Below are 23339 nucleotides of genomic sequence, written 5' to 3'. Positions count from 1 at the left end.
ATTTTAGTTTTTGGTTATAAAAGCAATATGTGCAGGTATATTTCCTGCTGTGGTTTTCCATTTTAATTTTCCCTCTGGAGTAAAGCAATAGATATAGCCTGTTACAACATAATTTTGTGCATCGGTGATATAAATTTCTTTAGTTTCGGGATTTACTTGTAATCCATAAGGAATCATTATTTGTTTATCTGTACCGTCTGTGATTATCTTATCGCTTATTATTTTCTTAGTTTTTGTGTCTAATATTCCGTAGGTTACTTTATTACTATTAGTAAGATAGCTCCACGATACACTATAGAAATAGAGTAAATCATCTACTAAACACATTCCTAAAACCGGAATATCGAGTTGCATTTTTTTCTCATCTGTTTTGGTATCAATTACAAAAAGATTCGATGGTGTATTATAATAATCTCCTCTGGAGCTTACATAAATATCTCCACGACTGTCTATTTGCATACTATAAAGGTTGATGCCAACATCTATCTTTTTTATTTCGGTAAAAGTTTCAAGATCTATTACAGATACTGTTCTGTCATAATTTGGGACTCTGTAACCTCCTGAATTGGCAACATATAATTTTCCGTTACTCACTACCATTTGTTCTGGCTGATACCCTACATTTACCTTGCGTTTAATTTCTAATGATGTTGTGTCAATCTCTGCAACAAAGCCTATTTCTGCGTTTGGATTAATGGCCACTGGTCCTGAATAGGAACTTACATATGCTTTATCTTTATAGAAAGTTACATATCGACAATTAGGAATGTCTATTTTTTTTATGCGTTTTGCAGTCCATTTATCTATTACTTCAACTTTATTTGAGCAATTAATTACCGCATAAACTTTGTTTCCATATATTTTTATATCGTTACCTACATCACCTAACTCTTTTACTACCGTAGGATTACGTTCAGAATAAATATCAGTTGTATAATTACCTGTTCTATAATTAAATATATCGATGCTGGCTCTGTTCATCCCCATATTTCCCTCGTTAAGGAGATAAAATCCTTCTATTTTGCCATCACTTCTTGGAGCAGCAACGCTTTTATCTAATGATGGAAAAATGGTTTCTTCTTCTCTGCAAGAGGTAAAAGTCAGAGCTATAAATAAACCTAATATAAATTTTGTTGTTATCTTTTTCATAGCTCAATACTGATTATAAATTTTAGTGTACGACCTGGCATTGGGTAATTGTATATTACCTCATACTGCTGATTGAGTACATTATTAAGTTCTATTGTCCCCTTTATCAAATAATTGCTAATCGCAAAAGATTTTTGCATTGATAAATCATGTGTGTACCAAGGTTGTACCTCATTGACCTTTATATTATTTACATTTCCGTTATATCGTTTTCCTACATATATAAAACTGTAGTTAAAATTCCAAGATTCATAACCCGCATTTAGTATTGCTGACCCACTATGCCATGGTGTATAAGGTATTTGGTCTCCGTAAGATGATAATTCTAAACCTGCAAATTTGGTGTAATCCCTGCTTTCAGAATACGTATAGGTAAGATTAGTTGCTAAATTTACTTTACCAATATGCATCCCTACATTAAGTACCGATTCGATACCCTTTCCTTTTACTTGTCCCATATTGGTCATCATCCAACGAAATAAATTTCCTGTAGGTGCTGCTACTATTTTATCTTTAGTATTCGTATAATAGCCATCGACCTGAATAGATAATTTGTCTAAAAAACCATTATTAACCATGGGTAAATTATAGGTAAATCCAACATCGTACTGATTCATATACTCTGGTCTCAAAGTGCTTGACCCAACCATAGTATAGTACAAATCATTAAAAGTTGGCATTCTGAAAATACGCTTTGCAAATGCTCTTAAATTAAAATCATAGTCTTTAAAAGGGGTATAACCAATAAATAATGCTGGGGTGAACTCTTTTTTATCAGGAGCTTTTGCATTATATCGTACTTCTTCCTGAACATAAGTACCAACAACACTACCTAAAGCCTTAAATTGTCCAAGTCTGAAGGAGCTTGCCAAAGAGAATAAAGCTGTATAACGTTGCGGAAAAGAAAACTGAGTTTGAATTCCCTTTCTCGTGGCGTTGAGTTTGTTATATTGAAAATCTGTAGATAACGAAACATCCCATGTGGGTAATATGTTATACATATTTACTGCTGAAAAGTATATTTCTTGTTGATAATAACTATCGTCTGACTGTGCGCCCTCTGTTACTATTTCACCTAATATATTTGTGGTATCTCTGGCAACATAATGCGTATAATCATAAGCATATTTTACCTTTGCTTGAAATTTATACTTTTTAGAAAAATCTTTTACTAGTGAAGCTTGTGTGAAGAAATTTTTATCGTATTGCCTGAAACCATCAGAAAACTTATTCTCGACAATTGCCCCCGGAGCTCCTCTATCAGAATCGTAATAATAAACTTTGGCATCCCAAGAACCATTATTTAATTTTCCGTAAAAGCCAGATTCTATTCGAAGTGCTTCTATATCGCTATTGTGTCTGGTAGCAGTAGTATCGTATGCTACACTACCATCTAGATTGTTTCTTTTATATCTAAATTTATATTGCCCGTTAGATTTTATATATTCAGAACTTACGCTCATGCTCACCTTGTTACTTAATTTTTGTTCCCACCTAAAAGACGGATCAAAATAATTTATAGACATGGTTTTAAATCGGACCAATAAATTTGTTTTTTTTGCATTTTCAAAAACAGGCCGTTTTGTTCTTAAATAAATAGTAGATGCTGCTGCAAAGTCTTTTGCGGATTGAAAAATTTCACTTTTTTGACCGTTATACATCGTAAGTGATTCCATGTCATCCAAGGAATATTTGCCTAAATCTGTAACTCCGTTTTGTGCATTACCTAACTGTACTCCATCATAAAAAACACCTACATGGTGCGTTCCCATATTACGGACATCTACAGTTTTAAGTCCTCCAAGACCACCATAATCTTTAATTTGGGTTCCTGCAAAATAACGAAGCGCATCGGCAACATTATGACTCGCTAAATTTTCTAATAATTTACCTGAAAGACTTTGTACAGGAATTACTTCTTGGTAAGGCTTAGCCTTTAGAATTACTTCTTTTAATTTGCGGATACTGTCATTAGATGCTTGAGAGTAAAGCAAAAATGGAGTAAATAACGTTAAACCGAATAAAAGGACTTTGTTTCTATTATACATCACTAAATAAATTATAAAAACTTATCGGGGTATAATAATACAGAAGCATAAGAAAAAAAGCCCATTATAGAATAATAGGGTGAATTTCTTGTTCTTCAACTTTGTTCCTCGAAAGTTTTAAACTATGTGATTTTGGCAGGTCTCCTGACTTGTTCCATCTTTAAACAACCTTCCCATTTGCTAGAGCAAACAGTGGTATTAGTAACGTTTAAAGACTTATATAGAACTTACAGTAGCGGGCCTGTTCAGGATTTGCACCTGATTCCCTTTTAACTATTTTCTCTTAAACTTAAAGAAAAAAATAGACCAAAATTTTGGGTAAAGATATAACTATACTTCATAAAAAATAATTGTTATTTAATTAAATTATAATTTTTATAATAAAATCATAAAGAATAATGCGAAATATTTAAATGACTGATTCTATTCATTTGATTAGTTTTTGGCTGTAAAATCATTCAATACGCTTTAAAATTCAGGCATTGCAAAGGGATGTTATTAACCATGATTAATTTTAAAATTACATCTACAAATCGAAACTATTTCACGGAGCTATTTAAGTAAGATTATTACTCAACTTAGTCATAAAACTCACATAGTCTGAGTCTTCCATTAGGAAGTACCTATCTTTTTTAGTACTTTTGCACCCTTTTTTTACACCATATAACATTACAATGGCACACTCAAACAATGATTTAATCCGTTTTTTAGAAGCACAAAACCAGCTGTATCTTACTGCTCTTTCTGAAATTAAAAAAGGAAAAAGAGAGGCTCACTGGATGTGGTTTATTTTCCCCCAAATTGCAGGATTGGGTACTAGCGATACTGCTAAATTTTATGCCATTACTGATTTAAAAGAAGCTGCAGAATTTGCTGCTCATCCTATTTTAGGAAAACACCTTATCGAGATTTCGGAGTTAATACTAACTTTTAAAATGAAATCAGCCGAATCAATTTTAGGAGAACTAGAAGCTAGAAAATTGAGATCTTCAATGACGCTTTTTACTTTGATAGAAAATAGTAATCCCATTTTTCAGGAAGTATTAGACACCTTCTTTTCAGGAGAACAAGACCCACTTACCTTGTCCATTATTAATTCAATTATAGAGGCATCTATTGAAACAACTGTGCTGTAATTGTACAACACATCAATAGATTATTTACTCAAAAAAGACACTACGTTGTATTTTGCTATTGCAAATCTGTAGTGTCTTTTTAGTTTTATATTTATGTCATTTTATACATCAAAAAAACAGCATAATCTTTACATTTTCTCATTATTAAAATAGTTTTCAAACAAAGCCAATTGATTAGATAGCGCTTTACTCCAATACTTTGTATCGTGTTCGCCTAGAGATTCTATATATAGATGTTCAATTTTTTCATTGGTTAAGAGTTTATGAAAATCTCTGTTCATATCTATCATTTGCGTATCCTCAATACCGCAATCGAATATATAAAACTGATTTGATGATTGCATTTGTTTCGTTTTATCAAATGTTAAGTATTGCTTTGGTAAGCTTGCAAAATCACCTAAAACTTTATCTACTTGATAATTATGAAAACTTTCACCAAATCGATTAAAATCTAATGCACCACAGGAGCTGCCTACTATCGAAAAAGTATTTTGATAGGCAATTCCAATATTAGTTGCGCCATATCCTCCCATACTCCATCCTAAGATTCCTCTAAAATTTCTGTTCTGAATTGTTGGATAATTAGCATCGATAAATTCTACTAATTCTTTTCCTATAAAGGTTTGATATTGAGAAGATTTATCAACCGGACTATCTACATACCAACTATTAAAATTACCATTGGGTAATACATAAATAGTCATATTTTTTTGAGATTTGCTAACAAGATCTGGAATATCCTGTTTATAAGTTCTATCGGGATTACCGCTGTAACCATGAAGTATATAAATGGTTTTATATTTTTCACCATTTACAAATTTTGGGGTAATAATTACGGTTTCAATTTCCTTATTCATCTTTTTGCTATATACATTCTTATGAATGATTTTCTGAGCAGAAATTGATAACGATAATGCAAGTAGTCCAACTGTAGTAAGTAATGTTTTCATTTTTTTATTTTTATTGATATGACAAAAGTCAAACATAAAAATGTCTAAAATGTTTACATATGTTGATGGATTAAAATTTTATTTCTTTGCATATACACCTTTTTAGTTTTTGAATTATGAGAAAATTCAATAAAGAGGAACTTGTAATCCTTTTTTTAACTTTTAAAACAGTTAATGTTTTGCTTTAGAACCAAAAGGACAACGCTTTATAAGATAATTGATTGTAGCGTGATAAGCATCAAATCCAGTTCCAAAAGAGTTTCTTGATTCTGAATATAAATTTGCTCCTTTATCATTAAAAATATTCAGATTAATTTTAGTTTCATAGTTAATCATTGTAGTAGCATTATTAGAATTGTATGCAGAACCTGATGATTTTGTTGTTGCTTTTCTACCCTCTTTATTTTGAGTTTCCTTGTCATTATAACTAGTGACACCACTTCCATAAGAAGAAGTTCCTTTATTGGTTACATTAGCAATTCCGTATACTACGTTTTCGACACCAAGTAATGCAGCCATTTCCTTTGGGCTTATAGATTTTAAATTAGCATATGAAATATTACTCTTTGCTAAAATACTATTTGTCGTAATAAGATCCTGCAATTCCAGCCCATTGGTATTTTCTTTTATAGAAAGATAACTATCTGATTGTAATTGCTCTGCCATTGCATTAACATTTAGAGAAGAATTATTAGATATAAACTCAAAAGGCAATATAGCTATTTTCCCTTTTCTGCCTGTTGATGTAACTGTTGAAGATGCAACTTCAGAATTCGTACCTTTATTTATTACTTCGGTTCGTCCGCTCGCAAATACAATTACGTTTATATCCGATTTTTTAAATTCATATTCAAGGCCTTCACCTTTATATACAAACTTAATGGCGTCATCTTTTACAGAAACGACCTTTCCTTCTCTTTTTTCACCATTTAACATAACAACGGTATCAACTTTATCTTGGGCAGATGCAGAAATTACAGTACAAAAAAGGATTGCAAAAAAGATGATATTCTTTAGAATATGATTTTTCATTTTTATCAAAATTTAAAAGTTAGATACAATTTAAATACATTTAGCAGAATTTTTGAATACGACAATAACCACGCCTTCAATTGTTTAAAAAAATGTCATTTATAGGTAAATTGATAGTATAAAAATAAATATTTTTTCATTTAAAACCTATATTAAATTTGTTTTAATGGCTGATAAACACAGGCTTTATACGTTCGTCTTGATGAATAATAATTCTTGATAATTCATTTTTCTTTATTTTAAAATTTAATAGCAATCTTTCCGATTGTTTTTCCAGATTCCAAAAATTGATGCGCTTTTTTAATATTATCTGCCGTAAAACCAATAAACGTTTCATTTAAGGTTGACTGAAGTGTTCCTTCATCTAATAAATCAGCAATTTTATTAAGGATAATATGTTGCTCAAGCATGTCATCTGTTTGAAACATTGAACGCGTGTACATTAATTCCCATGAGAACGAAGCGCTTTTATTTTTTAATTTATTTAAAGCTATTGGATCACTGCTCCCAGTAATAGAGGCAATATGTCCTTGTGGTTTAATAAGCTCGACCATTATATCCCAATAGGAATTTGTATCTACAAAATCGAGAATAAAATCAACATTTTGAAAACCTAATGCTCTAACCGAAGAAATTAAATCTTTATGATTAACCACATAATCGGCTCCTTGCTTTTTGCACCAAGCAATCGTTTCTGGACGAGAAGCAGTTGCAATGACAGTTAAACCTGCTATTTTTTTTGCCAATTGAATAGCAATAGATCCTACTCCTCCAGCACCACCAATTATTAAAACTGTTTTGCCTTTATCTTTTTCTGGGTTAATGCGAATACGATCAAATAGTATTTCCCAAGCAGTCAAACCTGTTAATGGGATAACTGCTGCTTCTGGGTTTGTAAGTGATTTTGGTTTTCTGCCTACAATGCGTTGATCTATAATTTGATACTCTGCATTACTTCCTTGTTTAGTTATATCTCCTGCATAATACACTTCGTCACCAATTTCAAATAAGTTTACATTTTTACCAATGGCTTCTACAATACCTACGGCATCCCAACCAATAATTTTTGGTGTTTCTAAAACTGTATTTAGAGCACTATTCTGGCGAATTTTAAAATCGACTGGATTTACGGATATTGCATTGATTTTTACCAATAAATCATTTAATCCAGGTGTAGGTTTTGCGGTTTCAAATTCTATAAAGCTATCTTGTTCTACTATTGGTAGTGATGTTTTAAATCCTATTGCTTTCATAATTATATTTTTTTAGTTATTATATTTTTCTTCTGCATTATCAATCGGTGTTTTTGGATCATTCAAGACCATTTTGGCAATGTCATCCTTTCTCATAAATACAACTCCTTTTTTAGTTTTTGTATATTTAATAAAACTGTCCATAGCTCTTACCATTGCTGGAGTCCCTCCTATTCTGTCGTGAAAACTAATAGACATCATTCTTCTTTTGGTTGCACCTTCTTCATAAAGCTGATCAAATTCCATTTTTAATTGCCATAAAAATTGATCAGGACTCCAATGTTTTCCTTCTACATTTACAATATCATTATTACGCAACGTATATGGCATTACCACAAAATTTTTACCATTTACTTTAGTAATAAAAGGTTCGTCACGACTTAAATCATCTATATGATATAAAAATCCAAGTTCTTGTAATACTTTCAAGGTGTTAGGACTTCTGCGTAGCCAGTTTGCATTATAACCTACTCCCCTTTTGCCTGTAATTGCTTCAACAGTATCTATCCCTTTTTTTACAAATGCCAATTCATCTGCGTAATTCATATTCCATTGATTACTCCAAGAGATTCCGTGAGCTGCAATTTCATGACCGCCATCTGCAATAGCTTTAGCTATTTTTGGATATTTTACTGCTGCCTCTCCTACCACATGTGAGGTAACTTTAATATTGTATTTCTTCCACAAATCCAGCATTCTGTAAATGCCTTCATTTGCCCCATATCGAAACCAACTTTCCGCTGGCAAATCTGGCTGGCCTTTTGGTAGTGGGCTTCCTGAAAACGGACTTTCGGCACCTTCAGGCTGACCACCAGTCTCAAATTGCATAGATACAGAAATTACTAATTGTGCTCCATTTGGCCAATTTCTAGCACTATTTTCTTTTTTAGTTTGTCCATTGCATAAAAATGTGAATAGTATACTAATTAAAACTACGCTTGTTTTTAAAAAAGTTGAAATCATTATTTATAGGTTTAAAATTTTTAACAAAGTTACTATGAGACAGTGCTTATAATTTTGTAACAAATCATTGAATAGTTGTAAATTTCGATTAATAGTTTTATAATGTATATGTGCTATAATCCTACACTAAATTACTCATGACTTAATAGCAAAAAAAACAAATACAAAACACTGTATTGTAGTGATTTGGTAAACTTTTACAATCTATAAAAAAGAAAAACACACAATGAAATTATAAAAAAATCATTGTGTGTTTTGTTTAACCAAAGTTAATTAAAAGTATATTTTAATTGTTACCTATTTCATTTAACCAAATAAAGCAGTTCCATCATTCATTCTTTCTAATAATCCCATACAAAGTGAGCATGTGAACAGTGTTATTGCAATTGCCATGAGCCCAAAAATTAATAACAATTTCCGAACAGATACCCTAGCTAAATTCTGCTCATCCTCTTTTGATATATGCTGATAAATATTCTTGAAATTTTTATAAACAACAATTCCAGTAAAACCTATAGCGAAAAAAATTATTGCTGTTATAATAGTCAAAATATAAAATTGAAGTTGATTGCTATGAATAAAAACATCACTAATTGTTATTAAACTCAGAATAAACAAAGCTGCTACAGCTGTATAAACAGAAATTTTGAAGAATGTAAACATAGTTGCTTTAAATATTGATTTTATTAAATAATTATCTATTTCTTAAAACGATAAATATAATAAGGTGGATTACCCTCATCACCTGCTCCTGTAAATGCAGGAGAACTATTAAGTTGATTCACCGAAATATACATCCACCCGTCTGGACCTTGGTAAACATTATCTGGCCATAGTAATTTCTCATTATCTTGTATGATATTAGTCAATTTACCAGTAACATCTAATTTTGTAATTGCATGCTCTTGCAAGTTAGTAAAATAATGATTGCCATCAGCATCAGTAATTGCTCCATCACTAAAAGGTTTATTTCCTACTTTTTCTATTGAGTTACTAATTATAGCATCACTTTTCCTTTCTCTTAATAGTTTTGCAGGCACTTTATACCATGAATTACCATTCATAGACCCGAAGAATATGGTTTCTCTATCATTAGAAAGTGTAATAGGGTCAATAGCTACACGGGCTGGTTTACCGCAAAAATGGGTAACTTTACCTTTAATAATCATGTCTTTATCTTCTGCTTGTAATGAAGAATGTCCGCTAAATCTGCGTACTTTTTTAGTTTTTAAATTCAAAACAAGGATCCCCGGATTGGCAATATCAGCCAAATAGGCAAAACCATTCTTTTCATCTATTGCTACATCTTGAGTAAAAGTACCTTTTGGAGCAACAGATGAAGGCAATTCGATTTTTTGAGTTACTTTGTTTTTACTGATATCAAAAGCCCAAAGTCTAGTTTTCCCTAGTTCAAGTCCCATATCGATAACCCATAGTTGATTGTTTTTATCAAAAATCAATCCTAACATAACATCAAATTTAGCATCATTGGCTTTTGCTCCATTTTTTTGATAACTATTAGATGGATACGGAATTGCTTTCCCATTTACAATTTCTACCAATTGTGTTTTTTGACTTCCTAGTGGATGTATTGTTGCAAAAACACGACCTTCTGCTGATACAGCAACATCACCCGGACGTATATCCATTGCAGCTACAACTTCTAATTTATTGTTAGTTTTATTTGTATTACCAAAATAACTCGCAGTACCTTCTATCCAGTCTTTACGAGGTGGAGCAAAGAAATCTACATCTAGAGTTCCATCTTCAAGGCACTCAAACTGATGTGGTATATTGCCCGGAATTATAAGTACTTCTCCAGCCTTAACAACATAATCTTTACCCTGCATCGTTACTTTTACGCTACCTTTTGTTATATATGATGTTTGCTCATTAGGATGCTGATGCAAGGGAACTTTCGCTCCTTTATCCATTTTAAATAATGCTAGCATTCCTTGCTCTCCATATACATATTTACGCTGAAGCTTATCTCCTAACTGCTCCCATCCTAAATCGTCAAACTTAATATGTTGTATTTCTTTTATATTTTGTGCCGATATTGTGCTTGTAAACAAACTCACTACCGCAACCGCTAGTATTGCTAATTTTAATCGTATCATTTTGTATTTATTTAATTGTTTTGAATATTTAATATGAACTTTTTATATCACTTTGTTGTGGCCAAGGGGTGTCAAAGGTTTTATTTTGCTTTGGCAAAAGAACCTCGTAACCTGGTTTTTCGTCTATACTAATTTTTATTTTTACAGAAGATAATTCTCCAGAAACCAAATGTCCGCCAAACGTTTTGTCATCTGATATAAAGTGAAAATGGAAAGGTGATAAATCTATAGATGCAAAAGTGGGAGGATTGTAAAAGCCAACCATAGTTCCAGATACATGCTCTTTTTTGTATAAAGGCCTTGTTTTCATTAACTCAGCCAAACCAGTAGTATTCATTTCTTCAAGTTTATTTGCTCCACCGACTACAATTGATTCGAAAACAGTTTCAATACGTATTGCATAAGGCGTATTTGCTGAAGGAAGTTTACTCATAATCTCCTTTTGAAGCATTTCGATATTTTTAATACCACTCATCTCGTATTTTTTATCAGCTCTAAAAAAAGTAACAGCGGCAAAAGGTACCTCACGTTTATATTCAGCTTTTGAAACATGTCCATTCGAGGCTATGCGATAAAAAACACCGTCAAGGGCAATGATTTCGCCATCAAGATGGTTATAAGTACCTAATCCGAAACTCCCTTTGGCTCCAAGAGATTTAATGCTAAGATCACCTATGTAAACACCATTACGCATGGCATCCATTACAGAATAATGGAAAATTGGTTTCTCTTCTTGAACTTGCCCATTTACTGCTAGAAAGCTAATTGTGGTAATAATAGAACTTATTGTTGCTAATTTTTTTCTCATCACTTTATTTATCATTTGATTATATAGTCAGATTATAAAAACAAAGATATTTGTTAAGAAATGAGTCTGGTTGTATTTTTTCATTGTATTTTTGTACAAATTTATTACCAACATATGAAACGTTTTACAAGTTATCATTCCTTAAATGTATTTAGACTACAACTGGATGAATGGGAATTTCCAACACACAAGCACAATTTTTATGAATTCATTTTTATAGAAAAAGGTTCTGGAAACCATGTTCTAAACGATACTATGTTTAATTATAAGGAAGGAGATGTTTTTTTATTAAGACCAGAAGATTCTCACTCTTTTGAGATAGAAGAAAATACAAGTTTCATTTTTATAAAATTTACAGAACAGCTTTTTATAGAAAAACTTGAGGGAGGTAAAACGGCCAAATGGATGGAAGTTATTAAGGTGCTTCTACAAAACCCTTCTGCTGTAGATGGGACTTTGATAACAGATATAGACGATAAAAAACATATTTGCAGCCTATTGCAAATATTATTAATCGAGTTTGCTAAAACATGTGCTTACAGTCGAGAAGTTGTACTAGAGCTTTTTGGGGCGGTTATGATGATGGTAGCAAGAAGTCATTCAACTTCAAAACATGGTGACCAATGCCCGAGCAATACAGAGCTAGACAAACTAAATCAGATTCTGGGTTATACTCGCTTACATGCATTAGATGCAGAGAAAATGCGTATTGAAAATATTGCGGAGTTATTTGCTATGTCTCCTAATTATATTAGTATTTATGTAAAAAAACATAGTGGCGTTTCTATTCAGCAACACATTATTCAAACTAAACTAAAAGCTGCTGATCAACTACTTAAAAATGGCCGTCATAATGTAAATGAAATTGCTGCCAAATTAGGCTTTACAGATGCAAGTCATTTTAATAAAATATATAAAAAATACAAGAAAGTAAGTCCTACTGGATTTATGAAACCATAATTGGTTTACTACATAAAATAAGGCTCATTTACTCTATTAAAATAAATAAGAGTATAATTTCTATTTTACAACTCTCTACTACTCTATTTAAGAAATTCATTTTTGAGTTTCTTATCTTTTTGTATTCTTTCTTTTTTCTAAACGTAAATTTTTAATTTAAAGTTGATGTCTTTTTCAAACAAATTAAAGTAAAAAAAACTTTTTTATAACAAAAACCTAGGCTTTTCGTGCATTCAATAGATGCGCTTAATTCAATAATGTATTAATTTACATGAATTAAATATATATAATTATGAAAATAAAAACGCTTAATACAATTTTAAAGTTAATTTATTGGATTATTTTATATCAAAACACAATAAAATAGTATAATCTTATTTTCAGCTATTGGGATAACTTTGGTCGCATTATTAACAAACCCCAAAAAAATCATGAAACCAAAATTATTATTATTTATGGCGTTCATTTTCATTCTTAAAGTTAGTGCTCAAGGACTACCATGTAGAGCAAAAGAAGAAAATGACAAAATCTACAAACAGAACCCCAACGCATTGAAAGAAAAACAAAATTTTGATGCCTTTAGTAAAAAGTTCAGCTCAGAACGGAAATCCAAAACTTCCAAACTACTACAAACATCCTATGTAATTCCCGTCGTTTTTCACATATATGGAGATGTTCAAAGCGGAAAAACCGTTACCTACGAAAAAATAGTAAATCATCTCGCTCAACTTAATGATGATTTTAATGGACGTAATGCTGATTATGCAACCGTTGATCCCTTTTTTCAAGGTAGAAGAGGCACATTAAACATCGAATTTAAGCTCGCTAAAATTGACCCCAATGGAGGCTGTACCTCAGGAGTTGTTTTTCATTCCGCTAAAAATGGATACGGTAATGGAGGTGGATACGATGATCAAATTGCTGCCGATGCCTGGGATAATACAAAATACATGAACGTTTATATCCAAAATGATCTTTACCAAGATGGAACACTCAACAACTCAGGTGTCGCTTGGTATCCCGATTCAGGAATGACTGCTAGCAACACAGCAAGGGTTGTTTTTAATGGAGCTTATTTATATGATAACTCATACAGCAAAGAATTTTCGGCTACATTGACTCATGAATTTGGACATTTCATGAATTTGATCCACACTTTTGAAGGAGGATGCACAGGATCAGACGAAGTAGCAGATACTCCACTTGAAGATGGACTCCATACATTAGCCTGCACCCAAGGAACAAATTGTAACGGCGATCGGGTAAATAATGAAAATTACATGGGTTACAACGGAGCACAAGGATGTTATAAAATGTACACACAAGGTCAAATAGACCGGATGCTAGCAGCCTTAGAACATCCCGCAAGAAAAACCCTTTGGCAAGAAAGCAATCTCATTGCAACTGGAGTTAATAATAGTGGAAGTTTACTAACAGTTAATAAAAATTCTTTTAAAGAAGCTGTTCCAAATGATGGTTCTTTCGACACATCATCGATAATAACACTATCAGGAACAAAAACACTAGCTCTCAGTTCTGGAACAATGCTATCGGGAACACACTTCACTCACACATTTCCAGCAGGGATCACCCCCATACTAACTGTTAATTCCAATTCACAAATAACTGTTACCTTAACAGGAAAAGCTACAAATCATTTATTAACCAATAATACAAAAGGAGCTATAGCATTTTTACCAGCAGCATTTACAGGTGGTACAACAGGTTTATCTTGCACAAGCTTATATTTCGACTTTAAATTTGTAAATCCTTATGGGATTTTTTTTGTTGATATGCCTGACGTAACCGTTTCATCGGCTTTAATTTGGAAATATTTTGAAATAGAAAAAGGTGATGATCCTGCTTTTGGAGGTTGGAGATTTGCTGCCAATGCACTAAAAATCGAGACCTATGCTAAAAAATTAGTGTGTCAAACAGGAACCAAAAACATTTCGCTGTTAGGATCAAATACACAAGTAGGTCCTGCAAGTAATTTTACAGCTCCGGGAGCATATCCAAACCAATTGGATCTACGTACTGCAGCTTATACAAATTGGGATGGACAATCAGGATATGTTGGTTTTGATTATCTGATAGATGGTTTAACCTGCTATGGATGGTTCAAAGTTACCGTTGCAGCAAATGGAGATGGATATACAGTCTCTGAATATGCTTACAATACACAACCTGGTGCATCGATATATACTGGAATGACAGCTAAAACTGCTGTTGTGTTATCTGCAAATACATTATATGAAGCGGATGCAAACGATGGTGGAATCACATCAAATACAGAAATCTCCTTATCGACCAATAATGGAACTTTCACAAAAAGCACAGGAACTTTTACAGCTGGAACTGATTATACTATTTCGGGAGTACCAACTGGTTTAACGGTAGTTTTAACATTACAAAGCAATTCCAAAGTAAGACTTACATTGACAGGAAAGGCAAACCCACATTTGCCTGCTAATGATGCTGCTGTCGTAGTTACATTTAAAGATGCAGCAATAACTGGCGGAATAACAACTCTTGACAATCCAGCAAAAACAATAAACATAAAATTTGATGCTCCTTATGGAATCGTTTATGTAGATAATCCCGACTTTGTAGTTTCTCCTGCTGCTACTTGGAAATATATTGATTTAGGTATTGGCGATAATACTGAATATGGTGCTTGGCAATTTGCAGCCAATGCATTAAAAATTGAAACTTACGGCAAAAGATTAGTCGGAATAACTGGCACAAGAAATATTGCCAAAATTGCTGCTGGTACTTCTATAGGTTCATCGAGCATTTTTGTAACACCTGGTGCTGCGTATCCTGATCAATTGGATTTACGTACAGCAACTTACACAACTTGGGACAATCAAACTGGTTATGTGGGTTTTGAATACACCAGCAGAGGAAGAACTTGTTACGGATGGTTTAAAGTAAAAGTTACAGCTAGCGGAGATGGATATTCTATTACCGATTATGCTTATAATACCAAACCTTTTGAAGCTATAGTAGCGGGAGCAACAAGCGGAACAACAGTTACTGCTCCAACAAATTTAGTGGCAACTCCTAACGCTACAACTCTTCAAGCGGTACTAACATGGACAGATAATGCTACAAACGAAACAGCCTATACTGTAGAAAGAGCTTCAGCAGATGGTATTTATAGTGTTATTGCAACACTTGGAGCAAATGCTGCTTCCTATACCAATACAGGTTTAACAGCTGGAAGTACTTACACTTATAAAGTACGAGCAAATGCTAATACAACATTTTCAGATTATTCTAATGTTGCTACAGCTGTAATCGCTGGTACTGGTGCTTATTGTGCAGCTAATGGAGCCAATCAATATGAGTATATTAAAGATGTTGTTATAGGAAGTTTTACAAATGAATCTGTTGCCGATGCATCGGGATACGGAAATTATACTTCTAAGAATATTACATTAACACCAAATGCAAGTACACCTGTAAGTTTAACGCCTGGTTTCTCTAGTTCTAATTATACAGAATCTTGGGGAATTTGGATAGATTACAATAAAAACAACACATTCGAAGCTTCTGAGAAAGTAATCAATGGACTTTCGTCAAATGGTACAGTTACTGGCAATTTTACGGTGGCAAATGATGCAACTGGAACAACAAGAATGCGTATTATAATGAAATACAATTCAAACCCAACGGTTGTATGTGGTAGTATTGGTGATGGTGAAGTTGAAGATTATACAGTAACTTTTGGACCATCAAACCCAAATCCTGTAACTCTGGCAACCCCTACAAACATTACGAATTCTGGAATTTACGCTCAAGGGTTCTATGCATCGTGGACACAAGTTGCAAATGCAACAAGTTACGAAGTGCAATTATATAAAGCTGCAACTGGATGGGCAACTACAGGAACATCTACAACTTATTATTTATGGGTTCCAAAACAAGGAACAGAAACTGCATATCGATTTAGAGTAAGAGCAGTTAATGCAGCTGGAACAAGCGATTGGAGTAGTTATCTTGATATAAACCTTCCTCTTGCTGGGGCTGAAGCCTATGATCCTTTAAATGGAAATAAATCATTTACGATGTTTCCAAACCCTGCTTCAGATGTTGTAAACTTCTCTTTTGAAAATGTAGATAGTGCAAACGCAGTAATTACCATTTACAACAATAATGGAGTTGTAATCGATACAGTACGCAATACATCTAATTACACTGTCAAGAATTTGCCAACAGGTATTTATCATGTTATACTTACCGATGGAGCTTTTAAACAAAGTAAAAAATTATTGATAAAATGATAATTTTCTAGCATTGCAAAGCAATCATAAAAATGAAACCGCTGAAAGAATAACTTTCAGCGGTTTTTTATTATCTGTTAGATTAATTAAATTTTTAAAATCATCAAATAAGTAAGTCTCATTGGGACACCATGTTTATAGAAATAAATATTGTTATTTTTTAATAAACCTCAGTGGGGTGACATAATTAGCAATTCAAAGAAAGAGATAAATATCGCTCAGCTGAAGCTTTTAATAATAAAACATATAGAGGTTGCTTTGCGAATTAAAACATGTAGTATTTACTCTAAATTAATTCTATTAAATTAAAACAATAATATTAAAAACAAGCTATTTAAATATGTTTATATAAATAAAAAATTTAATTAAAAAAACAGCAAAAAACTCAGGCAATCTAGTAGAGATTAGCTGAGTTTTTATTGTATAGATTTCAAACTACTTTTTAGTCTAAATCAAAAATTTTACCCAAATGTTCTTCCATTACAAAATAAGGATCATTGGTATGAGTTACAGATCGCATATGTATCAAACTGGTTTTGCTCATCATTCTTAACATTTGTCTGCGTTCACATTTTACGATTTTGCCATTCTCTTCTCTTTGTCCGGCAACAAAAGCACTTCGTCCATGAGCGCATAAATGGTTGTTTACAAAAATAACATCACCCGAATTTGGTACATATTCACTATTGATAAGTGTTTTAGCTTCGTTCCAAAAATCTGTTAGATAACTTAGCGCTTCTGGAGTTTGTCCAGCATTTTCATTAAAAATTTGTTCTGCTGCGTCAAAGCGAATAAAAGGAAGTTGCCTATTTCCGTATAATACAGAAGCGGTTGGACCTGCTCCTGAATCTTCATCATCATGGTTTGCATCTTTGGGGCATTGGTAAATAGGCTCGAATAGCTTTTCCATATTAGCATTTACGGCTCCATGAGAGCGAATCGAATACAAGGTTGATGGTACTCTCTCTTCATTTCTTAGATATAAAAAACTTAAAAAATCGGCTTGATTGAGTAAGAAAGCATCTTCGGTGTGTACATATAAATCGGTTTTAGAGCCCGATCCTGTTTGTGTAGTCGACATTTTTTCATCTGGAATTACGGCATGCAATACCCCTCCGCCCTTTCTCTGAGCATAATATTGTACTGGTTTAGATGGTACTGCACCATGCAAAAGCGAACAAATAAAACCGTATTTATTCAATTTACTATGGTCAGCTCCTTGCCAGTTAGGAGGTGTTGGTCCTAAATCATCCTGATCAACTTCTAAAAGTCCCTGAAAGACTATTGCCCCGTATTGATTGGCTGAAAAATCAGATCCAAATTGACTTAAGATTCTCGTAATTCGTTCTGGTAATAATTGAAAAGCATGAAGATGCAGTGCAGCAATATATTCTGGATTTTCATAATGGTCGAATGCTTTAACCAGAAGGTTACCAACATTCGATAAAATATTTCTCTCTTGCTGTGTAACCTCAATAATCAAAGGCTTTGTAGGAATTTCAAAAGACTGGCTTGCCTCAGCTGGTTCTTCAACTGAAATTAAAGTTTGTGATTTCATTTTTTAAAAACGTTTATGGTTGTTAGAATATATTTGAAATAAAAAGACATAAGCTATTTATAACAAGTATTATACAAAAGTAGATTTGGGGCTGTATTATCTGTCTGTACAGGCATTCGTATAAAATTTTTCATTTTTTTTTAGTTTATTAATATTAATTTATACATTTGTTTTTAATTAGTCTAAATAAAAAGTACTTACAAATATATTTTTATTTACTTGAAATAACAATAGCTTTTTTGAAAAAAAATTGAAAAAAAATGAAATTTAATAGCGACCCCAGTAAAATAGCGAGATCAAATTATTCTGATGAGTCCAGAACTGTATCGATGAATATTCGCAATAGAAGAAGTATTTATGCGGATCAATATGTAAAAAAAGAATTACCAAATGAACTACTAGATGAAATCCTGATAAATGCAACTTGGGCACCCAATCATAAAATGACAGAACCGTGGAGGTTTATCGTTTTAAGAGGCAAATACCTCCAGGAATATGGAGAATATATGGCTAATTATTACACTGAATTTTATGCAAAACAGCTTTCGCCAGAAGCACTTGAAGAAAAACTAGACTATTTACGCAATTATGCTCTTAATGCAACTTGCATGATTGGGATAATCCTTGTTCAGAATCGCAAGATCAATCTACCTGAATGGGAAGAAATTGCTGCTGTATCATCTGCAGTGCAAAACATGGCATTAACCTGTACAGCCAACAATATCGGAAATTATTGGAGCACCAAAAATGTAGCTATAGATTATATAGCGCAATTCGGTTTGACCGAAAACGAAAAATCATTAGGCATACTTTATCTGGGATATTATCCAGAAGACTTAGAAATGTCAAGGAAAAAGAGAACTCCCCTATCCAAAAAAGTGATGTACCTGCAATAAATATTAATAACCCCCAAATAATTAACTATCATGAACAGCACATTAAAAACCAATGAAATGTCTAACAAGACAGTGCTAAACTCCCAAGAAGATTTCTATAAAGACATCTTTCATCAGCATACCAACGACGAGTATGCGCAAGCCATACAATTGGCGCAAGATCGAGTAACGAATTTCCTGAAGGAGAACAAAAAACCTTTTAGCGGTATCAGACCCGAGGATATGCGAAAAAAAGTAGAAAATGTAGATTTTGATACTCCTCTACCCGACTACGAGAGCCTGTTAGATGAAGTAGATGAACTTTATGTTAAACATGCCACGGCTTTTCATTTACCAGAATACATCGCGCATTTAAATTGCCCTGTTGTAATTCCTGCTCTTGCAGCCGAAGTTTTAATAAGTGCAATTAACTCTTCTCAAGATACTTACGACCAAAGTGCTGGTGGAACTTTTATGGAACGAAAACTGATAGACTGGACAAGCGAACAACTTGGCTATGACTCTGATGCCGATGGTATTTTTACCGCTGGAGGTTCTCAAAGTAATCTTATGGGGTTACTTTTAGCAAGAGATTACTATTCATTAGAATATCAAAAATGGAATATAAAACTCGATGGTTTGCCACCTGATGCTAGTAAATTTCGAATTTTTGTTTCGGATAAAGCACATTTTAGCAACCACAAAAACGCTTGGATTCTTGGTCTTGGAGAGCAAGCCATTGTACATGTCGGTATAGATGATCGTTATCGCATGGATCCTGTACAACTAGAAAAAGCTATAGCAAGGGAAATTGAAAAAGGAAATATTCCTATTGCGATTACAGCTACTGCCGGAACTACTGATTTTGGAAATGTGGATCCTCTTGATAGCATTTCTCAAATTGCACGTCGCAATAATTTATGGCTTCATGTAGATGCTGCCTACGGTTGCGCCTTATTATTATCAGATAAACACAGACATCTTCTTTCTGGAATTGAGCATGCCGATTCGGTTACTATCGACTATCACAAGTCTTTCTTTCAGCCTATTAGCAGCAGTGCCTTTATCGTAAAAAACAAATTACATCTTAACATCATTAAGCATCATGCTGATTATCTAAATCCGAAAGAGCAAAATTATGATGCTTTACCAGCGCAAATCAATAAATCAATTATTCAGAGTACACGCCGTTTTGATGCGCTTAAACTTTGGTGTACTCTTAGATATATGGGTAAGGAAAAACTTGGTCAATATACCGATACGATAATAGAAACAGGTAAAAAAACAGCCGAACTTCTTGATAATGATGAAAATTTTGAGCTTCTATGCCATTCAGATATGGGTGCATTAGTTTTTCGTTACATCAATGGTCCTGCACAATCGCACCCTTGCAATGTGAATCAATACATCAAAGAAAAACTCTTTTTTAGTGGAGAAGTTTTATTGGCAAGTACTAAAGTAAATGGAGAATTCTACCTCAAGTTCACCATTTTTAATCCCCTTACTACCCTAAATGATATTAAACATATTCTTAACCTAATTAAACAAAATGGAAATGACTACCAACGACTTAACTAAATTTCGCCAAACGGCAGAACAAGTCAATTTTAAATCCCTGCTAAACTGTTATTGCAGAGAATTCAGCAACTGGAACCGTTATAAAGGGATCCCGAAATATGATCTCGCATTGGCTGATTATATGCAAATAATCAAGCACGATTCTTTTCTTAGATTTGATTTTACCGCAATCGGAGTCGAAATATTTGCTCCATTAGAATATTTTTCTGAAAGTGGTGTACATTCTTTCTATTTTCCAATTGTTGCCCGCAATTGCAAAACAGACGAAATTCAGGAAATAAATCCGTTGCAATTTACAGAGCTCGTAGCTGCATTTGCAAAAACAGATTATCCAGATATAGATTCGGTACCTACAAAAAAACGTATGGAAAATAGCATCGAAAATCTGGCGTTATATCTAGCCGATTTTGAAACCAACAAACGTATTGTTAATAAACCAGAACAAACATTTATTGAGGCAGAACAATCTTTGATTTTAGGACATAGCGTGCATCCTTTACCTAAAAGTAGAGAAGGTTTTACAACCAAAGAACTAGAGAAATATTCACCCGAAACAGGTGGCCAATTTCAATTGCATTTTTTCCTTATTCACCCGGATAATGTTATAGAAAAAAGCGCTGAAGAATACCTAATGACTGATTATCTGAAAAAAGAAATTTTAGCTTCCGCAGATAATAAAGCCAAAGGATTACTTAGTCTTTACCCTGATTGGAAAGTAGTTCCTACTCACCCATGGGAAGCCGATTATTTACTAAAACAACTTGAGGTAAAAGAAATGCAAACCAAAGGAATTTTATTCAGTTTGGGGCAGTTTGGTGATTTATATACAGCGACATCATCTGTGCGTACGGTATATAATGCCGATAGCGAATGGATGTACAAATTCTCCTTGCACGTAAAAATTACCAACTCATATCGTGTTAATTATCTTCATGAATTAAATCGTGGGTATGATGCAAGCGAACTGGTGAAAACGGATTGGGGAAAAGGCATCAAAAAAGACTATCCAGAAATTGAACTTATTTGTGATCCTGCCTTTATCGCTGTTACTTATCAAGATAAAGTTATTGATGGTTTTAGCACCAGTGTACGTCAAAATCCTTTTCATGGAGCAGCTGCAAAAAAGAACATTAGCATGGTTGCTTCCTTATGTCAGGATGGTGTTTTAGGACAATCTCCTAGAATGCTTAATCTTATAACCGAAGCAGCAAAGCGACAAAACAAAGAGGTATCCGATGTTGCACTATCTTGGTTCAAGCAATATTTAAAGATTACAATACGTCCTTTGGTCGGAATTTTTAATAAATACGGATTTGGATCAGAATACCATCAGCAAAATATGTTGGTTGAGTTTGATGAGAATCTTTTCCCTGCCAAGCTTTATTTTAGAGATAATCAAGGCTATTTTTTCCGTCAAGGAAAAGTTGAAGAACTACAACAAATTATACCTGATTTTGGGAAAGACAGCAGATCATTTATAGCCGAATCCAGAATTATAGATTTCTGGGGATATTACCTTTTGGTAAATCATTTATTTGGTGTAATTAATGCTTTAGGCAAAAGCAAACTGGCTGATGAACAAGTTCTTTTAGGTTTATTGTATGAATCTTTGAAAGCTGAAGAAGAAGCTGATACTACAGGTTTAGTAGCGCATTTAATCAATAGTGTAAAACTAGTTGTAAAAGGCAATTTGCTTACAAGCCTTAATAATATGGACGAAGCTAGTGCGCCTAGAACAAATCCTGCCATTTATAAAAGCTATCCAAATCCTTTAAATAAATTTTTCTACTCTCAGGAATTGATTAATCCGCAAGGTACAGAAGCCGTTTTCAATCGTTATTTCGAAAAAGAAAATGTAACCATAACGTTGCGTCCTGTAGATATCGACAAAGATTTAGAGATGTTGCACGAATGGTTTCATCGCGATCACGCTTTGGCAATTTGGAAAATGAACTGGCCAATTAAGCAATTAGAATCTTATTATCGCACGTTACTTCCTAGTGATGTTGCACACAGTTATATAGGCGAAGCCAATGGTGTACCTACTTTTAATATCGAGGTATATTGGGCAAACCGTGATATCGTAGGAAATTATTATGATGTTTTACCATCAGATTATGGAACACATCAATTTATAGCTCCAACAGATCCCAAATTAAAATTCGGCTCTCCAGCTACGCAATCGATGATGGATTTTGTCTTTGGTGAAGCCAAAGTAGGTAAAATGGTAGGTGAAGGTTCTGTAGATTCATTGGCATCGATGATGAATAAAGCTCATGTAGGATTCAAGATTCAAAAAGTGATCGAAATGCCAGATAAGAAAGCTAATCTTAATTTCTGTTATAGAGAATGGTATTGGGCAAAATTCCCTGCCGCCAAAGATTTTAAGAATAGTCCAGTTACAGTTACTGAAGTTTAATCATATAATAACTGTTGGGTATAACTACTGCGCCTGTTCATTTGGCTTGGATCGCAAAATGTATTTAACACATAGCAACATAGATTTAAAATCAAATTGTAAGATGTTTTTAGAAAAATTATAATTTTTCGGAGAGTGCTATGCGATTTATTTTGAGTGAAACGTCTTTTTTAGACTCACTAAACTATGATTCTATGTGTT

At 33.2% G+C, this 23339-nt stretch carries 16 protein-coding genes and 1 riboswitch; of the genes, 6 read left to right on the top strand and 10 right to left on the bottom strand.

From position 1 onward, the window contains the following. Positions 1 to 3 precede the first annotated feature (3 nt). Positions 4 to 1149 carry a YncE family protein gene (locus tag OIU80_RS15030; protein ID WP_264287808.1) on the bottom strand — a complete coding sequence of 382 codons (1146 nt, stop codon included), beginning with the start codon at positions 1147 to 1149 and terminating at the stop codon, positions 4 to 6. Beyond that, positions 1146 to 3197, bottom strand: coding sequence for a TonB-dependent receptor (locus OIU80_RS15025; protein ID WP_264287807.1), 2052 nt, complete (start codon positions 3195 to 3197; stop codon positions 1146 to 1148). Before OIU80_RS15025 ends, OIU80_RS15030 begins: the two co-directional genes overlap by 4 nt. A 117-nt stretch (positions 3198 to 3314) precedes the next feature. Further along, a riboswitch (cobalamin riboswitch) is annotated at positions 3315 to 3523 on the bottom strand. Positions 3524 to 3871: 348 nt separating this feature from the next. Between OIU80_RS15025 and OIU80_RS15020 the strand changes: the two genes are divergently transcribed. Then, positions 3872 to 4333, top strand: a complete 462-nt coding sequence (locus OIU80_RS15020) for a DUF1810 domain-containing protein (RefSeq protein ID WP_264287806.1) — start codon at positions 3872 to 3874, stop codon at positions 4331 to 4333. A gap of 128 nt (positions 4334 to 4461) precedes the next feature. Here OIU80_RS15020 and OIU80_RS15015 read toward each other — a convergent pair whose 3' ends face one another. The 7 genes from OIU80_RS15015 to OIU80_RS14985 form a co-directional block, all read right to left on the bottom strand. After that, positions 4462 to 5283: an alpha/beta hydrolase gene (locus OIU80_RS15015; RefSeq protein ID WP_264287805.1), complete on the bottom strand. Its 822-nt coding sequence runs from the start codon at positions 5281 to 5283 to the stop codon at positions 4462 to 4464. A gap of 171 nt (positions 5284 to 5454) precedes the next feature. Further along, positions 5455 to 6315: a hypothetical protein gene (locus OIU80_RS15010; protein WP_264287804.1), complete on the bottom strand. Its 861-nt coding sequence runs from the start codon at positions 6313 to 6315 to the stop codon at positions 5455 to 5457. Positions 6316 to 6554: 239 nt separating this feature from the next. Next, positions 6555 to 7568, bottom strand: coding sequence for a zinc-binding alcohol dehydrogenase family protein (locus tag OIU80_RS15005; protein ID WP_264287803.1), 1014 nt, complete (start codon positions 7566 to 7568; stop codon positions 6555 to 6557). A gap of 12 nt (positions 7569 to 7580) precedes the next feature. After that, entirely contained in the window at positions 7581 to 8531 is a 951-nt protein-coding gene (locus OIU80_RS15000) for a polysaccharide deacetylase family protein (protein WP_264287802.1), read from the bottom strand. A 306-nt stretch (positions 8532 to 8837) separates the two neighbouring features. Next, entirely contained in the window at positions 8838 to 9194 is a 357-nt protein-coding gene (locus OIU80_RS14995) for a hypothetical protein (protein ID WP_264287801.1), read from the bottom strand. Between the two features lie 35 nt (positions 9195 to 9229). Then, the gene (locus tag OIU80_RS14990) at positions 9230 to 10651 is read right to left on the bottom strand and encodes an L-dopachrome tautomerase-related protein (RefSeq protein ID WP_264287800.1); all 1422 of its coding nucleotides are present in this window, start codon (positions 10649 to 10651) and stop codon (positions 9230 to 9232) included. A 28-nt stretch (positions 10652 to 10679) separates the two neighbouring features. Further along, complete coding sequence (locus OIU80_RS14985) at positions 10680 to 11459, bottom strand: acetolactate decarboxylase (protein ID WP_264287799.1); 780 nt, start codon at positions 11457 to 11459, stop codon at positions 10680 to 10682. 114 nt (positions 11460 to 11573) lie between these two features. Here OIU80_RS14985 and OIU80_RS14980 point away from each other — a divergent pair, with 114 nt between their 5' ends. Next, positions 11574 to 12419, top strand: a complete 846-nt coding sequence (locus OIU80_RS14980; RefSeq protein ID WP_264287798.1) for an AraC family transcriptional regulator — start codon at positions 11574 to 11576, stop codon at positions 12417 to 12419. A gap of 431 nt (positions 12420 to 12850) precedes the next feature. After that, entirely contained in the window at positions 12851 to 16708 is a 3858-nt protein-coding gene (locus tag OIU80_RS14975) for a M43 family zinc metalloprotease (protein WP_264287797.1), read from the top strand. Positions 16709 to 17150: 442 nt separating this feature from the next. On the opposite strand, the gene OIU80_RS14970 is transcribed toward OIU80_RS14975, so the two are convergent. Beyond that, on the bottom strand, positions 17151 to 18266 hold the full coding sequence (locus tag OIU80_RS14970) for a Fe(II)-2OG oxygenase family protein (protein WP_264287796.1): 1116 nt from the start codon (positions 18264 to 18266) through the stop codon (positions 17151 to 17153). 260 nt (positions 18267 to 18526) lie between these two features. Between OIU80_RS14970 and OIU80_RS14965 the strand changes: the two genes are divergently transcribed. The 3 genes from OIU80_RS14965 to OIU80_RS14955 are packed head-to-tail and all read left to right on the top strand — an operon-like array spanning position 18527 to position 23138. Next, positions 18527 to 19162 (top strand): nitroreductase family protein, encoded by a 636-nt coding sequence (locus tag OIU80_RS14965; RefSeq protein ID WP_264287795.1) that lies wholly within the window; start codon positions 18527 to 18529, stop codon positions 19160 to 19162. Positions 19163 to 19192: 30 nt separating this feature from the next. Then, on the top strand, positions 19193 to 20719 hold the full coding sequence (locus tag OIU80_RS14960) for a pyridoxal phosphate-dependent decarboxylase family protein (protein WP_264287794.1): 1527 nt from the start codon (positions 19193 to 19195) through the stop codon (positions 20717 to 20719). Beyond that, positions 20697 to 23138: a GNAT family N-acetyltransferase gene (locus OIU80_RS14955; RefSeq protein WP_264287793.1), complete on the top strand. Its 2442-nt coding sequence runs from the start codon at positions 20697 to 20699 to the stop codon at positions 23136 to 23138. Before OIU80_RS14960 ends, OIU80_RS14955 begins: the two co-directional genes overlap by 23 nt. The last annotated feature ends 201 nt before the right edge of the window (positions 23139 to 23339 follow it).

It is taken from the genome of Flavobacterium frigoritolerans, from assembly GCF_025847275.1.
In the GTDB taxonomy this organism is placed as follows: Bacteria; Bacteroidota; Bacteroidia; order Flavobacteriales; family Flavobacteriaceae; genus Flavobacterium; species Flavobacterium frigoritolerans.
Note: the sequence above shows the minus strand (reverse complement) of the source record. Positions and strands in the feature narration are given on the sequence as shown.

What these genes read in the sequence shown, in the direction of transcription:
- OIU80_RS15030 (WP_264287808.1), bottom strand. Translation starts at nt 1,149, where the DNA reads ATGAAAAAGATAACAACAAAATTTATATTAGGTTTATTTATAGCTCTG.
- OIU80_RS15025 (WP_264287807.1), bottom strand. Translation starts at nt 3,197, where the DNA reads ATGTATAATAGAAACAAAGTCCTTTTATTCGGTTTAACGTTATTTACT.
- OIU80_RS15020 (WP_264287806.1), top strand. Translation starts at nt 3,872, where the DNA reads ATGGCACACTCAAACAATGATTTAATCCGTTTTTTAGAAGCACAAAAC.
- OIU80_RS15015 (WP_264287805.1), bottom strand. Translation starts at nt 5,283, where the DNA reads ATGAAAACATTACTTACTACAGTTGGACTACTTGCATTATCGTTATCA.
- OIU80_RS15010 (WP_264287804.1), bottom strand. Translation starts at nt 6,315, where the DNA reads ATGAAAAATCATATTCTAAAGAATATCATCTTTTTTGCAATCCTTTTT.
- OIU80_RS15005 (WP_264287803.1), bottom strand. Translation starts at nt 7,568, where the DNA reads ATGAAAGCAATAGGATTTAAAACATCACTACCAATAGTAGAACAAGAT.
- OIU80_RS15000 (WP_264287802.1), bottom strand. Translation starts at nt 8,531, where the DNA reads ATGATTTCAACTTTTTTAAAAACAAGCGTAGTTTTAATTAGTATACTA.
- OIU80_RS14995 (WP_264287801.1), bottom strand. Translation starts at nt 9,194, where the DNA reads ATGTTTACATTCTTCAAAATTTCTGTTTATACAGCTGTAGCAGCTTTG.
- OIU80_RS14990 (WP_264287800.1), bottom strand. Translation starts at nt 10,651, where the DNA reads ATGATACGATTAAAATTAGCAATACTAGCGGTTGCGGTAGTGAGTTTG.
- OIU80_RS14985 (WP_264287799.1), bottom strand. Translation starts at nt 11,459, where the DNA reads ATGAGAAAAAAATTAGCAACAATAAGTTCTATTATTACCACAATTAGC.
- OIU80_RS14980 (WP_264287798.1), top strand. Translation starts at nt 11,574, where the DNA reads ATGAAACGTTTTACAAGTTATCATTCCTTAAATGTATTTAGACTACAA.
- OIU80_RS14975 (WP_264287797.1), top strand. Translation starts at nt 12,851, where the DNA reads ATGAAACCAAAATTATTATTATTTATGGCGTTCATTTTCATTCTTAAA.
- OIU80_RS14970 (WP_264287796.1), bottom strand. Translation starts at nt 18,266, where the DNA reads ATGAAATCACAAACTTTAATTTCAGTTGAAGAACCAGCTGAGGCAAGC.
- OIU80_RS14965 (WP_264287795.1), top strand. Translation starts at nt 18,527, where the DNA reads ATGAAATTTAATAGCGACCCCAGTAAAATAGCGAGATCAAATTATTCT.
- OIU80_RS14960 (WP_264287794.1), top strand. Translation starts at nt 19,193, where the DNA reads ATGAACAGCACATTAAAAACCAATGAAATGTCTAACAAGACAGTGCTA.
- OIU80_RS14955 (WP_264287793.1), top strand. Translation starts at nt 20,697, where the DNA reads ATGACTACCAACGACTTAACTAAATTTCGCCAAACGGCAGAACAAGTC.